Here is a 16146-nt window from a genome sequence, read left to right on the forward strand (position 1 = left end):
CGACGGGCGCCGGGCCGTAAGGTCCGACGCCCGATCAATGCCTTCAGAGAGAGGCTGGTGTCTAAGCTGAGGCGTAGCGCGCCGCTCGACCCGCTAATGGAATGGCGCGGCAAGCCGAAGGTGATTCGTTGTGACAACGGCCCGGAATACCTGAGCGCGGCCATTGTGACGTGGACGCAGAAGCAAGGCATAAGGCTGAAATACGTCGAGCCGGGTATGCCCCAGCATAACGCGTATATCGAACGGTTCAATCGGACCGCTCGATACGAATGGCGCTCGCAATTTCTGTGGGAAGACATGGAACATGTTCGGCAGGCAGCGGCCGACTGGATGCGGACTTACAATCACGAGCGCCCAAGTAGGGCGTCGGGCGGATTTACCCCTAAACAGCGGCTGGCCATGGCCACTTAGTTTCTACTTCTCGTGGCCGTGGAAAGTGGGAGCATTACTGTCGGTTGAACGGGTGCTATGCAGCAGCAGTCACCAGCGACAGGAACCAACTTTCCAGCATCTGAGCATCATCGCAATATGTATTCCGAGCACGACGTCGCTCCAAGTCGCGCCAAATTACCCGCTCCTGCGCCCCCCAGTCAGCAGAACGAAGTCAGCGCACGTTCCACCCCAACCCGCTACCGAGCAGCGAAGAACTTTCTGATCCTGGTAGGGGACAATGCGCGATCACGTGGCTGGAACGTGGCGATTGCGCTCGTGCGGATGCTAGGTCGCCGATACATGTTGAATCAGTGCCATATCCGCATCCGATCAACGAGGCAGCCGTTCAAGCGTTCGGAAGTTGATCACCATTGGTGCATGACGCTTCGAGGGATTTCGGCTGCGTAGAAAAATCATGGGTTTTCCGGTGTCTCCACACAAAGACAAACCACGCAGCTGATTGTGCGCAGATGCACAATCAGAGGCGTCGAAGCGTCATTTGAACGGAGCGAGGATGAGCCTGAGCACTGCTCACTCGGACTCAAGATCCTTGAGTCGTTTGTAGAGGTAAGAGCGAGACATTCCGAGGGCTTCGGCAACGCGCTTTTTATTTCCGTTGTGCCTTTCAAGCGCCTCGCGGATCAGATCAAGTTCCACCTTCTCCTTGGCCAAACGGATGCCGGTCTTGCTCAACGATACCGTCCCAGCAAGACCGGGGAAGACGGCGGACTCAGTGTCGGCATCCGCCGAAGATTGCTCGAAGTTCTCGATGCCCAGGAAATCATCGTCAGAAAAAATGGCGGCTCGCTCGATGGCGTGCTGTAACTGCCGGACGTTGCCCGGCCATGAACGTTCCTGAAGATAACTAACGACTTCTGGCTTCAACGACTTCGGAGACATCCGATGGCGAGCCGCGAAATCGTTGAGAAATTTTTCGACAAGCAGAGGGATGTCGTCGAGTCGCTCTCGCAATGGTGGCAGACGCAGCGTCACCGCGCTAATCCGATAGAACAGATCGAGCCGAAATCGGCTCTCTTTAATCATGGCGTCGAAATCGCGATTGCTGGCGGAAATCAACCTGAAATCCGAGTGCTTCTGCCGGTCCCCGCCAAGACGCTCGAACGTCCCGTCCTGAAGCACACGCAACAGTTTGACCTGCATCTCGAGCGGCATGTCGCCGATCTCATCGAGGAACAGGCTTCCGGTATGCGCCAGCTCGAACTTACCCTTGCGTCCCTTCTTGTCCGCCCCGGTGAACGCCCCCCCCTCGTAACCGAAAAGTTCGCTCTCGACCAGATTGCCCGGCATGGCCGCCGCATTGACGAGCACGAGTGGCTTATCATTGCGCCCGCCGAGTAAATGGATGGCATGCGCAACCAACTCCTTGCCCGTGCCACTCTCGCCGACGAGCAGCACCGGCACGTCCAGCGGCGCAACGCGCACGATATCGTCCTTCAGGCGTCGCACCGACTCGCTGTTGCCGACGATCTGCTCAAGACCATGCGAACGGTTGCGCATGCCCGACAGCTCCCGCTTGTAGAACGCGAGCTCCTGACGCACGCGCGCCAGTTCCACGCTCAGCTTCTCGATCGCCTCCGGTCCCTTGAACATCACCTGACCGATCGCGCCGACGCAGTTTCGCTTGCGATCAAAGATCGGCGTGCGAGTGACCACGCGCGTGATGCCGTTCATCTCCTGCACCTGCCCTATCTCTCGCTTACCGGACGTCGCCACCTCCGGTAGACGGGTGTTCTCAATGACCTCGGTCACCGGACGTCCCGTTCCCTCGCCGTGACGCAACCCGAAGAAGCGCTCATGAATCGGGCTGATGTAGCGCAGCATGCCCTCTTTGTCGACGACCGTAATCGCCTCATAGGGATTGGTCACGAAGTGGCGCAGGATCTCATCTGAAAAATCGACGCTGGCAATGAATTCGGAGAGCTCGTCGCCGTGTGCGCCGACAAACAGGAGGAAGCATGCACCCTGCGATGTGGTGAACGTCGCCACGATGAGCGGCTGCTCAGCCTCGTCCAACGTGAACAGACGCTTGAGCGGCACGATATGCCGGCGGCGCCACACCGCCGTGATGTGGTCGATCACGGAGGTGTCGCTTCCCAAGCCCGCCGCAAAGCGTACCTGTCCTGCCATGTCGAGCACCAAAACGCCGTTGGTCGGCTGGCCCATATCTCCTCCAGCGAGTGTATTTTTGTGTATTCGAAGTGTAGTCGAAATACACAGTGAGATGCCCAGTGTCCTCAAACGTGGACACATTTGCCAACTCTGGGCCAACGCGCACATGCATCATTTTCGATTGAGGAGGTAACGCAACCGGTTTATTCCTGCGAACTTTGGATCGAGTGCGGCGCAACATTTTCCGTGCTGGCACGGTTGTCGCATAGGGAAGGCATACGACCGAGACACTGCAATGAATCCACTCGACACGCTTCCCATCGCGACCACGACCACCGGGCTCGAACTGCTCAAGGGCGTCCGGGTCCTGGATCTCACGACCTCCATCGCAGGCCCCTACGGCACGCAGTTGCTCGGCGACCTCGGCGCCGAAGTGACGAAGATCGAGCGGGTTGGCACCGGTGACGACACCCGGGCGTGGGGCCCTCCTTTCCTCGATGGCGAATCGCTCTGGTACCTAAGCATCAACCGCAACAAGGAAAGCCTGACACTCGACATCAAGCAGCCCGAGGGCCGGGAAATCCTCGACAACCTGCTCGCGTCGACCGACGTGCTCGTCCTAAACACGGTTCAAAGTGTGCAACGCCGCCTCGGGTTGGACTTCGCATCGCTGACGGCCCGGTATCCATCGTTGATCCACGTGGCGCTCACGGGCTTCGGCTCAAATGGCCCGCGCGCCAACTTGCCATGTTATGACCTCATTGCGGAAGGCTATTCAGGCGTGATGGACCTGACGGGCGAAATGGAATACGGCCCACAGAAAGTCGGCACGCCGGCAGCCGACCTGCTCGCTGGCCAAGACGTCGCTCTCGCCACCGTCGCCGCGCTGTACGAGAGACAGCGCACCGGGCGCGGCAAAAGCATCGATGTGTCGATGGTCGCGAGCATGGTCCGCTTCATGGCGCCGCGCATCGTCCCGTACCTTGGGTCGGGCGAGCGCATCACTCGCTCAGGCGGACGCGATTCCGTCATTGCGATCTACCAGGTCTTCGAGACCGCCGACGAGCCGATTACGCTCGGGCTGGGCAACGACGCCATCTGGCAGCGATTCTGGATGGCCGTCGGCCAGCCGGAATATGGCGCCACTCAAGCGCTCGCAACGAACACAAGTCGCCGGGCGCAGCGCGCCAGTATCGTCGAGGCGATTCAGGCGCTGCTGGTCACGCGCGAGCGCGAACACTGGTTGACAGTGTTCAACGATCACCGAATTCCGGCGGGTCCGATCTATCGGGTCGATCAGGTCGTGCAGGACCGGCATCTGCTCGCGGAAGGACTGTTTTATTCGGTTGAAGGATCGGCCCGCAAGGTGCCCCAGGTCGGTCTGGGCATTCGCTTCGACGGCAAGAGCGCGGTCCATCGCAGCGCGCCGCCGCTCCTGGGCGCGGATACGGAACGCGTGTTGCGCGAACGTCTTGGCCTGTCGGAAGCACTCATCGCCAGCCTCAAGGAACGACAGGTCATCTGAACATCAATAAGGAGACAACGATGAAATTCGAGGAAATCCTGTATCACGAAGATGGCCCCATCGGCACCATCACGCTCAACCGTCCGCACGATGGCAACATGTTCACCGAGACGATGTGTCACGAGATTCGCGACTGCATCGAGAACATCCGTCGCGAGACGCGTACCCGCGTGATCGTGATTACCGGCGCGGGCGACAAATTCTTTTGCACTGGTGGCCGGAAAGACGGTATGGAAGACTCGCTGCTCTACGCTGGGGTGCTGCCAACGCTAGAGATGTACGAGAGTATCGATCGCCTGCAGAAGCCCGTGATCGCCTCGGTCAACGGCTTTGCCGTGGGCGGCGGGAACGTGCTGCAAGTCGTGTGCGACGTCACCATCGCTAAAGAAAGCGCCATCTTTCGTCAAGTCGGTCCGATGGTCGGCAGCTTCGACGCCGGCTACGGCACGTGGTATCTGGAAGATCTCGTCGGCAAAAAGCGCGCGAAGGACATCTGGTATCGCAACCCGAAGATCAGCGCACACGAAGCGCTCGAATGGGGCCTGATCAACATGGTCGTGCCCGACAACGAACTGAAGGACGCGACCCGCAAGTACGCGCTCGAGATCTCGCAACGCGGCGCGCTGGCGCTGGCATCGATCAAGTCGGCATTCAACGCACGCCATGGCGGAGTGAGCGGTCTGTCGCGCATGTCGCACGACATTCTGTTGCGCGGCTATCTCGAGTCGGACGAGCACGCGGAGCTGGCATCGGCGTTCGCCGAGCGTCGCGATCCGGACGCCTCGAAGTTCGGTCACTGACCTCGCCCGCTCATCCATATACGAACCGACGTCATGCAAAACATACTGACGCTTCACAATCCCCAGCGGGCGCGCGAATACTACCTGGCCGGCGTATGGCAGCAGGAGACGCTGTACTCACTCGCCCGTCGCCATGCGCGCGAGCGGCCCTCGGCCCACGCTCTGCGGGATGCGACCCGACGCCTCACTTGGCGCGAAGTCACCGAGTGGACCGACAGCGTCGCGGAATCGCTGCATCGCGGCGGCCTGCGCCCGGGCGACCGAGTGGGAATCTGGCTGCCCAGCGTCCTTGAAACCGTCATCATCTTCCTTGCGTGCTCGCGCAACGGCTACGTCTGCGCACCGTCGCTGCATCAGAACTACACGGTCGAGGAAATTGCTGTCCTGCTCGAACGTATCCAGTGCAAGGCACTGTTCACGCAACCCGGTTACGGGGCGAACGGGCGAGCGGCGTCCATCTTCGATCGCGCACGATCCATTCCCGGATTGATGATGATCTACGACTGCGAGGCAGCACAGGATAACGTCGACAAACTGGCGTTTCCCGACGCCGCACCGCCGGCGGTACTGCACGCACCGGACCTCGATGCCGACAAGATCGTCTATCTCGCCTTCACTTCCGGCACGACGGGTGCGCCAAAGGGGGTGATGCACAGCGACAACACCCTGCTCGCCAACGGGCGTGCCCTCGCCACCGACTGGGGCCACACTAGCCAGACACGACTACTGACGCTCAGCCCGATGAGCCATCACATCGCGACAGTGGCGATCGAACAGATGCTCGTCACTGGCCTCGAACTGTGCATGAGCGACCCCTCTGCCGGCGCCTCCGGTCTCGACTGGATCGTGAAGACCGAGGCCGATTATGTGATGGGGGTGCCGACGCACGCCATGGACGTCCTCGCGGAGGTCGAACGCCGCGACCTCGATCGTCTGGGTCACGTGAAGACCTTCTACATGGCCGGCTCGGCCATCCCGCGCGACGTCGCCCAACGCTTCATGAGCCTCGGCGTAACGCCGCAGAACGTCTACGGCATGACAGAAAACGGCTCGCACAACTATACGCGGCCGAGCGACGGCGCCGACACCATTGTCTCAACGTGCGGACGTCCATGCGAAGGCTACGAAATCAAGCTCTGGAAGCGAGACAACATCGACGAAGAAGCCGAACCCGGTGAAATCGGAGAAATCGGCGGACGCGGTGCCGTGCTCATGCTGGGCTACTTCGACAATCAGGGCGCTACGGAGTCGTCGTTCAACCGGCACGGCTGGTTTATGAGCGGCGACCTGGGCATGCTCACCGAAGACGGTTGTCTGCAGATCGTCGGGCGTAAGAAGGATCTGATCATTCGCGGCGGACACAACATCTTCCCCGCGGGCATCGAAGAGCTCGCGATGCGCCATAGCGACGTCGACCGGGCCGCCGCATTTCCGGTGCCCGATGAGCGTCTCGGCGAGAAGGTATGCCTTGCCATTCTGGTTAAGTCCGGCGCGTCGGTCAGTGCCGAATCGATGCTCGAACATCTCGCCGCTGCGGGCCTGTCGAAGTACGACATGCCGGAGTACTTTACGTCGCTAGAGACGTTTCCGCTCACAGCGAGCGGCAAGATTCTCAAGCGCGAGCTCGTCGAACTTGTGCGCAACGGCGGTCTCACCCCCGAGGCGGTCCGCTATCGCGCGAAAGCCAATCCAGGAGTCTGAAGTGTCAGTCACGCTCAAGATCATTGACGGCATCGCGCAGGTGGGCTTGAACCGTCCGGAAGCGCTCAATGCGCTGAGCTTTTCCGTACTCAGCGAACTGTGCGCCGCGTTCGACGAAGTGGCACGCTCCGATGCGAGGGCATTGGTCATAACGGGAAGCGGCAGCAAGGCATTTTGCGCGGGCGCCGACATCAAGGAGTTGTTGGGCCGCAGCCTCATCGCCCAGCGAGATGGCGCTGCGCTGGGACAGGCCACGTTCGCGAAGCTAGACGCGCTGCCTGTGCCGTCGATCGCCGTCATCAGCGGCTATGCGTTCGGCGGTGGGCTCGAGTTGGCGATGGCATGTACGTTCCGAATCGCCACACCCGACGCCAAGATGGGCCTGCCCGAAATCAAGCTAGGACTCATTCCCGGCTACGGCGGAACCCAACGGCTGCCGCGGCTGGTCGGGCAGGCACGCGCGCTCGAACTGGTTCTCTCGGGCAAAACGATCGATGCGACAGAAGCGGAACGCATCGGGCTCGTCAACCGAATTGTCGAAGGCGACGACCCGATTGCGCTCGGCTGCGAATTTGCCGACCAGTTTACGCGTTACAGCAGGTGCGCCTCGCTGTTCGCACGAGAAGCGGTTCTGCGCGCAGCCGAAGTCAGCCTGGGCGACGGCCTGAAGATCGAAGCAGACCTCTCGACGCTGGCCTACCAGACGGCCGATGCGGTCGAAGGGATGACCGCCTTCGTCGAGAAACGCAAGCCCGCTTTCAAGGATGAATGACATGGACAAAGGCTGCATTCTGGTGACCGGCGCGAGTCGAGGCATCGGCGCGGCGATCGCCGAAGCGCTAGCGCTCGACGGCTTCACCGTGGCGTGTCTGTCGCGGTCCGGCGCGCTGCCGGCACGAGACATTTCAGATCCCGACGTGCGCGCACGCTTTGTGACGACCGAGTGCGACGTCACGCGCCATGACTCGGTCAAGCAGGCCGTCGAGGACACGATGCGCCGCGTCGGCCTGCCACTCGTGGGTTTGGTCAACAACGCGGGCCTGCATCTGGAAGACGACGCCGCATCCCAGTCGATCGCGGAATTCGAGCAGGTCATGAGCATGAACACGACGTCGGTGTTCATGGCGAGTCAGATCGCCTATCCGTACCTGCGCGAGGCCGGTGGCGCAACGATCGTCAACATAGGTTCGTTCTTCGACAAGCTCGGCGTGCGCCGCAACTCGGCATATTGCGCCTCGAAGGCGGCGGTCGGCGCCATCTCGCGCTGCCTCGCCGTCGAGTGGGCGAGCGACGGCATCCGCGTGCATAACGTGGCGCCTGGCTACATCGCCACCGACTTGAACAAGGCATCGTTGTCGAGCGGGTCGCTCAGCCGATTCCTCGCAAAGCGGATCCCGACTGGCGCACCCGGCGCATCCGAAGACGTGGCGCAACTGGTGCGACTGCTGTTCACCGTTACGACCGGCTTCATGACCGGCGAGACGATCTATCTCGACGGCGGTCAGGGGATGGCGCTCTGAGCGCCAACGAATCGGAACACACGGATTAGGCACTCAACCATGAACGTACTCGAAAAACTGGACGCGAGCCTTCCGCTGTCGGAAGAAGAGCGGATGATCGTCGACAGCGTGAAGTCGCTGGCGCGCGACCGGATTGCACCCCGCGCCGCGGAATACGACCGCACGTCGGCGTTTCCGTGGGACAACGTCAAGGCCATCAACGAACTCGGTCTGAACGCAATCTTCATCCCGGAAGAATACGGCGGCGCGCGACTCTCCTTTACCTGCTATGCCGCGTGCGTGCGCGAGATCTCCGCCGCATGTGCCTCGACGGGCATCATCTGGGCGACAAACTTCCACGCCATCAAGCCGGTCGTGGAATTCGGCAGCGAGGAGCAGAAGGCACGGGTCCTTCCGCGCATTGCAGAAGGCGGCCTCGCGTCACTCGCCATCACCGAAAGCGGCGCCGGTTCTGACGCCACTGTCATGCGCACGACCTTCACACCCGATGGCGACGATATCGTCATCAACGGCAGCAAGGTCTTCATCACCAACGGCGACGTCGCCGATCTGTATCTGCTGTTTGGCAAATGGTCTGAAATCGACAACGCCAGGGATGCCATTTCGGTACTCGTTCTCGAAAAGGGCACGCAGGGACTGTCCGTTAATGGCCTCGAACACAAGATGGGCACCCGCGCGTCGAGCACGGCGTCCCTGTCGTTCGACAACTGTCGCGTGCCGCGTGCCAATCTCATCGGCCAGCCGGGCGACGGGCTTCGCATTCTGTTTGCATCGCTGAACCGGTCGCGCCCTAGCGTCGCGGCCCATGCACTGGGCATTGCGCGGGCGGCCTTCGAAGACGCCACAGCGTACATCAACGAACGCAAGCAGTCCGGGCGCAGGATCATCGACTTCCAGGGCATTCAATTCATGCTGGCCGATATGGCCTCTGAGCTCGTGCTTTGCGAATCGCTGCTGTGGCAGGTCGCGAGCCGGGTGGACAGCGGGGTATCGGACTTCGGCATCGAGGCTTCGATCCTCAAAATGCGCGCGACGGACGCCGCGATGCGCATCTCGACCGACGCGGTTCAGTTGCTCGGCGGCTACGGATACTGCTCGGACTACCGGGTCGAGCGACTCATGCGCGACGCCAAGATCACGCAGATCTGGGAGGGGACGAATCAGATCCATCGCCAGCTCATCGGTCGCAGCTTCATCGAAAAATAGGAGACGAACATGACATCGATAAGAACCGTCGGTATCGCAGGCGCTGGCACGATGGGCGCGGGCATTGCCATCGTCGCCGCACGCGCCGGCTTCGTGACGCGAGTCTATGACACGCGGAACGAAGGGCTAGCCGTGGCTCGCACCCAAACCGCTGCATTTCTTGAGAAATCCGCGCAGCGCGGCAAGATTCCCGAAGACGCAGTGCCGGAAATCCTGTCGCGCTGGCACGGCACTACCCGACTCGAAGACCTCGCGGACTGCGACATCGTCATCGAAGCGGTATTCGAGGATCTTGGCGTCAAGCACGACCTCTTCTCGCGCCTCGACAAGGTGTGTGCGCCGCACACGATGTTTGCGTCCAACACGTCGACGCTCTCGATCACCGAGATTGCAGGCGGCTCAGGCAGGCCCGATCGATTCGTCGGCATGCACTTCTGCCTTCCCGCTCAGTTGATGAAGCTCATTGAAATGTCTCCTAGCCTCAATACCAGCGACGAAACGTTCGAGCAGGCATGGCAGTTTGCGCTGGCGCTCGGCCAGACGCCCGTGCGCACGCAGGACACGCCTGGGTTCATCCTCAATTACTTTCTCGTCCCGTTCAACAACGATGCGATACGACTGGTCGAAGCGGGTGTCGCTGAACCTGCGGACATAGATCTCGCGATCAAGACGGCGCTGGGCTACCCGATGGGACCGCTGGAACTGCTCGACCTCGTCGGCATGGATACCCAGAAGCTGCTTTGCGCCGCGCTATACGCGGTGACCAATGAACCGCGCGCCGCCTGTCCGCCGCTGGTGCGCCGCATGATCGCCGCAGGCTGGCTCGGCAAGAAAGCGGGCCGCGGCTTCCACGCCTACGGCGACACCAAGATGTTCGGAGCTTGACCATGAGCTACAGAGTGATTCAATCGGGCGACAGCCGCTCGTTTCCGTCTGCCCACGCGTTCATCGAGACCGCGGGTACTGGAACATCAGTCGTATTTATCGGCGCCCACGCGGGCAAAGCGTTTGCCGAGTCGCAGGCTAGTTTGGTCGATGCGCCGTTCGTCGCCATCGAACTGGGTACGGAGTGCCTCGGCCAGCATACTGGCGAGGATGCCGGCAAGGAGGGATCGAATGTCGTCGGGTTTGCACGGTTCCGGCTGGGCGACGCCGAGCCCAGCGACCTCATTGAGCTGGTACGTCAGCCCGCCACCCAGCCGCACACACTCGCGCTGGCCAAGGCCGCCTTCGAAGGCGCGGGATTGCGCGTGGCTGTTTGCGGCGACTTCCCGGGGCGCATCATCGATCGGCTGATCCGACCGTACTACAACGCGGCGCTGCGTCGTCTTGACGACAAGCTCGCCACCGCTGAGGACATGGACAAGACGCTGCGCCTCGGTCTCGGCTATCCGGAAGGCCCGATCGCCCTCCTCCACCGCACAGGACTGCGTCATCACTACGAAGTCACCAGGCAGCTCAGTGAAGCGCTCGGCGACGCGGCCTACGCGCCGGCTCGGCGCGCACAGGTGGCATACCGGCGCGCCATGGACGGCGCCGGCGCTGCCGATTCCGGAGCCGAACAATGACACGTCAGCCGCTCGCTGGTGTGAAGGTGCTGGATTTCAGCACGCTTCTGCCAGGTCCGCTTTGTACGCTTCTGCTCGCCCAGTCGGGCGCTGCAGTCATCAAGGTCGAGAAGCCGGGCGTCGGCGACGACATGCGCACATACCACCCCAGGTCTGGCGACGACAGCGTCAACTTCGGCATGCTCAATCGCGGAAAGCGATCGATCGTGGTCGACCTGAAGTCCGAGGAAGGCCGTCGGTCGATCCTGCCGCTGATCGCCGAGGCCGACGTGCTGGTCGAGCAGTTCCGCCCTGGCGTGATGCAGCGCCTGGGACTCGGCTATGAGGCGCTGGCGCAGCTCAACCCCACGCTCATCTACTGCTCGATCACCGGCTATGGACAGACAGGGCCCAAAGCCCATCAGGCCGCACACGATCTGAACTATATGGCGCAGAGCGGATTGCTCGGGCTCTCGCGCGGAAGCGATGGGGCGCCCGTGCTCCCGCCCGCGTTGCTCGCCGACATCGCAGGCGGCGCGTATCCGGCGATGATGAATATCCTGTTGGCGTTGCGTCAGCGCGATGCCGATGGGCAGGGGCGCTATCTCGACGTGTCGATGTCAGACAACCTGCTCACGTTCGCGTACTGGGGGCTGGGCCAGGGCCTCACAGGTCATGGCTGGCCTCGCCCGGGCGGTGAACTCGTGACAGGCGGCACGGCGCGATACCAGATCTACGGCACCAGCGACGGTCAATATCTTGCTGCGGCGCCGCTGGAAGACAAGTTCTGGCACAACTTCGTCAGCGCCCTGGGATTGACCGAGCTGGCCGGCGCCGACGGCACCGAGGCAGGGATTCGGGACAAGATCGCCTCAACCCTTCGCGAACGCCCGGCCGCTTACTGGCTCGAGAAATTTGCCGGTATCGACACATGCGTCGCCCTCGTGGTCGACCTGAGCGAAGCGGCCTCCGATCCGCATTTCCATGAGCGAGGTGTCTTCGCACAACGTGTGCGACTCTCAGGTGGCGCCACGATATCCGCTCTGCCGCTTCCCGTGGACCGGCAATTCGGGGCCGACGACGAGGTGCTTGACGCACCCAGGCTCGGCGCAGACGTCGCGTCGTTCAACCCTGACATGCAGCGCGGAGGCAACGCATGAAAGCCGCCATCGTTCGCAACTTCGGCGAGCCCGGCGACGTCGTCATCGGTCAACTGCCGGATCCGGCGGTGCGGGATCACGACGTTCTGATCGAGATACGTGCCGCGGCCATCAATTACCCCGACCTGCTGGTGATCCGCGGGCGCTATCAGAACCTGCCCCGGCTGCCTTTCGTGCCGGGGAAAGACGCGGCCGGGGTGGTCCTTCAAGTGGGTGCGTCGGTTCGCCGGTTCAGGCCGGGAGATCGGGTCGTCGCGCATATGGAATACGGTGCCTATGCGTCACGTGTGGCCCTTCCCGGGCGCTATTGCGAAGCGCTGCCGGACGCGATGTCGTTCGACGACGCTGTCGCGATGGGATTGCCCTTCCAGACGGCCTACTTCGCGCTGGGCGAACGCGCGCGCTTCACACAGGGCGAAACAGTTCTAGTAACCGGCGCTAGCGGCGGCGTGGGCGCCGCGGCCCTGCAACTCGTGCGCGCGCTGGGCGGGACGGCAATCGCCGCCATCAACCGTCCGGAGCAGGCGTCGCAAGCGCTGGCCGATGGCGCGTCGCACGTCGTCGATCTGTCCTTGCCCGACGTTCGCGAAAGCCTTCGGCAGCAGGTGTTAGATGTGACAGATGGGCGCGGTGTCGACATCGTGCTCGACGCGCTCGGTGGCGACGTGTTCAACGCCGCGCTTCGTACGTTGGCCTGGTGCGGGCGGGCGGTCGTGATCGGCTTTGCCGCGGGCGGCATTCCGCACATCAAGGCCAACTACCTACTGCTGAAGAACATCGAAGTCTCCGGCCTGCAGTGGAGCGACTACCGCGAACGCGACTCGCGGCGTGTCAACGACGTCCAACGCAAACTACATGAGCTTTACGCGAGCGGCCAGATCCACCCGCGCATCGCGCTCAAGTTGCCGTTGGATAAAGTCGGCGAGGCACTCGACGCGATAGATCGTCGCGCCGTCATTGGCAGAGCCGTTCTCGGCTTCGATTGATACTAGGTTTCATCGAGCTATCACGGATACTAAAATTCAGATGATTAGGTATACGAATCAAACATATACGTTTCGCTGCCGGCCCATCGAATACCCCTCCCAGGGAATGGACGAATCGATCCACTGGGAACACTCATGAGAAAACATCAAGGAGACACAGTATGAAATCTCAACGTATTCACGCAGTGCGCAGAGGCGCGCGCTGTGCGCTCGTGTGCGCGCTTGCGTCGATGATGCACGTGAGCCACGCGGCCGATGCCCAGGCTGGAGGGCCGGTTCGCATCGGGGTCATCGTGGACATGAGCGGCGTCTACTCCGGGATCGGAGGCCCGGCAGGCGTGACGGCGGTCAAGCTGGCCGTACAGGATTTCGGCGGCAAGGTACTCGGCCGCCCTATCGAAGTGCTGTCGGCGGACTATCAGAACAAGGTTGACGTTACCGCAACGAAGGTTCGTACGTGGTACGACAACGATAACGTCCAGGCCGTCATCGAATCCACCGACTCTGCTTCTGCGCTGGCCTTGCAGAGGCTCGGTGCCGAGCGAAAAAAAATCACAATCTTCGCGGGCTCGGCCACCACAGATCTGACGGACAAGCAATGCTCGCCGTATGGCGTCCACTACGTCTACGATACCTATTCGCTTGCGAACGGCACCGCTCGCGCCCTGGCAAAAGCCGGCTACAAGCGCTGGTTCTTCATCACCGCGGACTACGCGTTCGGCAGCTCACTCCAAGCGCAGGCGACCCGGGTCATCAAGGAGATGGGGGGCGAGGTGGTAGGCGCCGTGAAGCATCCGCTGTCGGCCTCGGATTTCGCTTCGTATCTGTTGCAAGCGCAGTCGGCCAAGCCCCAGGTCGTCGCGCTGGCCAACGCCGGGCGCGATACGCAAAGCGCCGTCAAGCAGGCGGCCGAGTTCGGCCTGTCGCGCAACAACGTGATCGTTGCGCCGCTGCTGATTTTCGACAGCGATCTGAAGGGCATGGGCTTGAATGCGGCGCAAGGCCTGCGTTTCACGACGGCATTCTACTGGGACCAGAACGACCAGACACGCGCGTTCGCGAAGAAATTCTTCGCGGCGACAAACAAGATGCCGACCATGGTTCAGGCGGGGATGTACTCGGCAACGACCCATTATCTGAACGCGATAAAGGCGGCAGGCACGCTCGATAGCGACAAGGTGATGGAGAAGATGCGCGCCATGCCGATCAATGACTTCTTCGCCAAGGACGGTCGCATCGAAGCGAACGGTCTGATGTTGCACGACATGTATCTGGCAGAGGCGAAGAAGCCGTCGGAATCGAAAGGGGAGTGGGATCTGCTGAAGATCGTCTCCGTCATTCCGAAAGCGGAGGCTTTCGAGCCGCTGGCCGACAGCGACTGCCCGCTTGTCAAAAAGTAAAAACGTCATGAGGCACCTCGGCGCGACGACATCGTCGCGCCCGGGGACATGTGTCGGAGAACTCGGGAAACTGGAGACGGTTATGGAAGCAGTAAGCGTTGACGACGTCAGCGAAGCGGCACGGGAAGGACGCCTGGAGACGCGCCGCAAGAGCGCGATCAAGGGTGCGGTCTTTTCGGAATTCGTCGACATGTTCGACATCTACTTGCCGGTGATCATTCTGGCTCCCATCCAGACATACTTCCTTCCGAGAAGCGTGTCGGGCGGATATCAGGTGATCCTGGAATCGCTCGTGTTCATCACGACGCTCCTCGGCCGCCCCCTGGGTGCACTCCTGTTCGGGCGAATTGCCGACCGTGTCGGACGGCGCGCCGCCTCGATCGCGTCGGTGAGCGGGTTTGCGGTTGCAACCTTTCTGATCGCCCTGATCCCAGGGTATGAGACGATCGGCATCGCGTCGTATTGGATTCTGGTGCTGCTGAGATTCGTCGACGGCGTATTCCTGGGTGGCGGCTACACCGGGGCATTGCCGCTTGCCATCGAATACTCCCGGAAAGACCAGCGCGGTTTGGTCGGGGGCTTGATTCTGGCGGGCTTCCCCGCCGCCTACGTGGCGATCAACTTGCTCGCCATGATCATGTTCGCGGTCTTCCCGATGAACGGCCCCCACTCCCCATATGCGCAGTGGGGATGGCGCATCCCGTTCCTTTTCGGGTCGATCATGGCGGCATTGTTGGCCGTCTACTATATCCGCAAAGTATCCGAGTCTCAGGTATGGCAAGGCAAGGCGTTCGGGAAGGCGCAGAACACATCGGAGGATCGACTCGTCACGGGCCAGGCGCGCCGCAATCTCGTGCAAGTGCTGCTGATGATGACCGGATTTTGGCTCACGCAGAACATCGTCGGACTGTTCCTCCCTACGGGAGTTCTGCTAAAGCGGCTGCACCTCACGCCGCTCCAGATGACCGCGACGTTGATGATGGCCTACTCGGTGCTCTGCTTCGGATATGTGGGCGCTGGCATACTGGGGCAGCGATTTGGCCGCCGCAAGATGTTGTCGATCATCGGTGCGTTGACGTCGACAGTGGGCGCCGGTCTGCTCTATTTCCTGATCGGCGCCGCCGACGTTGCTCACTCGATCATCGTGCTGGTGGTTTGCGCATTGGCCCTTGTCGTCAGTTCCGCATGGGCTGTAATCGTCACATACATCAACGAGCGATTTTCCACGGGTATCCGAGCGACCGGCTTTGGCATCGGATACAGCCTCTCGGTCATCATTCCCTCGTTCTACGCGTTCTACATGAACTGGCTGGGGACATTCATGCCGTCACGGTACACACCGGTTGCATTGCTCTGCATTGGCGGCGTGATTGCCTGCATCGGCGCACTTCTGGGGCCTGAGACAAAAGACGTCGATCTCTGAGCGCCAAATATTTGGGTGCCCGCAGCATGGCGCGCTTTATTAGCGGATGCAGCGGCCACCCCGACGTCGCCTGGAAAGGCTATAAATAAAGGCGTGAGGGCTCAGAACTATGTTGAGCCGCTCAAGCGGCGCGCTCAGGGACTGGCCCATGGTTATCGCCAAAACTTATCCGGCAATCGTTCGACATTTGCACGGATAAAATCCCACACGACGTGAATATGCCGAATAGGAAACAAGTCCTGCGGCGCGGCGATCAATGTGAAATCTTGCTGCGAGCGATTCCCAGCGCGGTGAAACGCAGTTCGGGCGCTTACAA

The 16146-nt window shown here is 61.4% G+C and carries 14 protein-coding genes; 13 read left to right on the plus strand and 1 reads right to left on the minus strand.

The window, feature by feature from the left end:
• Nucleotides 1-96 precede the first annotated feature (96 nt).
• Nucleotides 97-411, plus strand: a complete 315-nt coding sequence (locus tag PSO31014_RS22965; RefSeq protein WP_150552700.1) for an integrase core domain-containing protein — start codon at nucleotides 97-99, stop codon at nucleotides 409-411.
• A gap of 552 nt (nucleotides 412-963) precedes the next feature.
• Here the strand turns inward: PSO31014_RS22965 and PSO31014_RS17015 are convergent.
• Nucleotides 964-2616: a sigma-54 interaction domain-containing protein gene (locus PSO31014_RS17015; RefSeq protein WP_150552701.1), complete on the minus strand. Its 1653-nt coding sequence runs from the start codon at nucleotides 2614-2616 to the stop codon at nucleotides 964-966.
• Nucleotides 2617-2857: 241 nt separating this feature from the next.
• Between PSO31014_RS17015 and PSO31014_RS17020 the strand changes: the two genes are divergently transcribed.
• The 12 genes from PSO31014_RS17020 (at nucleotide 2858) to PSO31014_RS17075 (ending at nucleotide 15830) form a co-directional block, all read left to right on the plus strand.
• Nucleotides 2858-4087 (plus strand): CaiB/BaiF CoA transferase family protein, encoded by a 1230-nt coding sequence (locus PSO31014_RS17020; RefSeq protein WP_150552702.1) that lies wholly within the window; start codon nucleotides 2858-2860, stop codon nucleotides 4085-4087.
• Nucleotides 4088-4107: 20 nt separating this feature from the next.
• The gene (locus tag PSO31014_RS17025) at nucleotides 4108-4887 is read left to right on the plus strand and encodes an enoyl-CoA hydratase-related protein (protein WP_150552703.1); all 780 of its coding nucleotides are present in this window, start codon (nucleotides 4108-4110) and stop codon (nucleotides 4885-4887) included.
• Nucleotides 4888-4920: 33 nt separating this feature from the next.
• Complete coding sequence (locus PSO31014_RS17030) at nucleotides 4921-6588, plus strand: class I adenylate-forming enzyme family protein (RefSeq protein ID WP_150552704.1); 1668 nt, start codon at nucleotides 4921-4923, stop codon at nucleotides 6586-6588.
• A 1-nt stretch (nucleotide 6589) separates the two neighbouring features.
• Nucleotides 6590-7360: an enoyl-CoA hydratase/isomerase family protein gene (locus PSO31014_RS17035; RefSeq protein ID WP_150552705.1), complete on the plus strand. Its 771-nt coding sequence runs from the start codon at nucleotides 6590-6592 to the stop codon at nucleotides 7358-7360.
• Between the two features lies 1 nt (nucleotide 7361).
• A complete protein-coding gene (locus PSO31014_RS17040) occupies nucleotides 7362-8108 on the plus strand; it encodes an SDR family NAD(P)-dependent oxidoreductase (RefSeq protein ID WP_150552706.1) in 747 nt (248 codons plus the stop codon).
• Between the two features lie 39 nt (nucleotides 8109-8147).
• A complete protein-coding gene (locus tag PSO31014_RS17045; protein WP_150552707.1) occupies nucleotides 8148-9314 on the plus strand; it encodes an acyl-CoA dehydrogenase family protein in 1167 nt (388 codons plus the stop codon).
• A gap of 9 nt (nucleotides 9315-9323) precedes the next feature.
• Nucleotides 9324-10199 carry a 3-hydroxyacyl-CoA dehydrogenase family protein gene (locus tag PSO31014_RS17050; protein ID WP_150552708.1) on the plus strand — a complete coding sequence of 292 codons (876 nt, stop codon included), beginning with the start codon at nucleotides 9324-9326 and terminating at the stop codon, nucleotides 10197-10199.
• Nucleotides 10200-10201: 2 nt separating this feature from the next.
• A complete protein-coding gene (locus PSO31014_RS17055) occupies nucleotides 10202-10882 on the plus strand; it encodes a 3-hydroxyacyl-CoA dehydrogenase family protein (RefSeq protein WP_150552776.1) in 681 nt (226 codons plus the stop codon).
• Nucleotides 10879-12021 (plus strand): CaiB/BaiF CoA transferase family protein, encoded by a 1143-nt coding sequence (locus PSO31014_RS17060; RefSeq protein ID WP_150552709.1) that lies wholly within the window; start codon nucleotides 10879-10881, stop codon nucleotides 12019-12021. The genes PSO31014_RS17055 and PSO31014_RS17060 overlap by 4 nt, the downstream gene beginning before the upstream one ends.
• Entirely contained in the window at nucleotides 12018-13007 is a 990-nt protein-coding gene (locus PSO31014_RS17065) for an NADPH:quinone oxidoreductase family protein (RefSeq protein ID WP_150552710.1), read from the plus strand. Before PSO31014_RS17060 ends, PSO31014_RS17065 begins: the two co-directional genes overlap by 4 nt.
• A 161-nt stretch (nucleotides 13008-13168) precedes the next feature.
• The gene (locus PSO31014_RS17070; protein ID WP_246176753.1) at nucleotides 13169-14407 is read left to right on the plus strand and encodes an ABC transporter substrate-binding protein; all 1239 of its coding nucleotides are present in this window, start codon (nucleotides 13169-13171) and stop codon (nucleotides 14405-14407) included.
• An 82-nt stretch (nucleotides 14408-14489) separates the two neighbouring features.
• The gene (locus PSO31014_RS17075) at nucleotides 14490-15830 is read left to right on the plus strand and encodes an MFS transporter (protein ID WP_150552711.1); all 1341 of its coding nucleotides are present in this window, start codon (nucleotides 14490-14492) and stop codon (nucleotides 15828-15830) included.
• Nucleotides 15831-16146: the final 316 nt, after the last annotated feature.

Source organism: Pandoraea soli, assembly GCF_902459595.1.
GTDB lineage: Bacteria > Pseudomonadota > Gammaproteobacteria > Burkholderiales > Burkholderiaceae > Pandoraea > Pandoraea cepalis.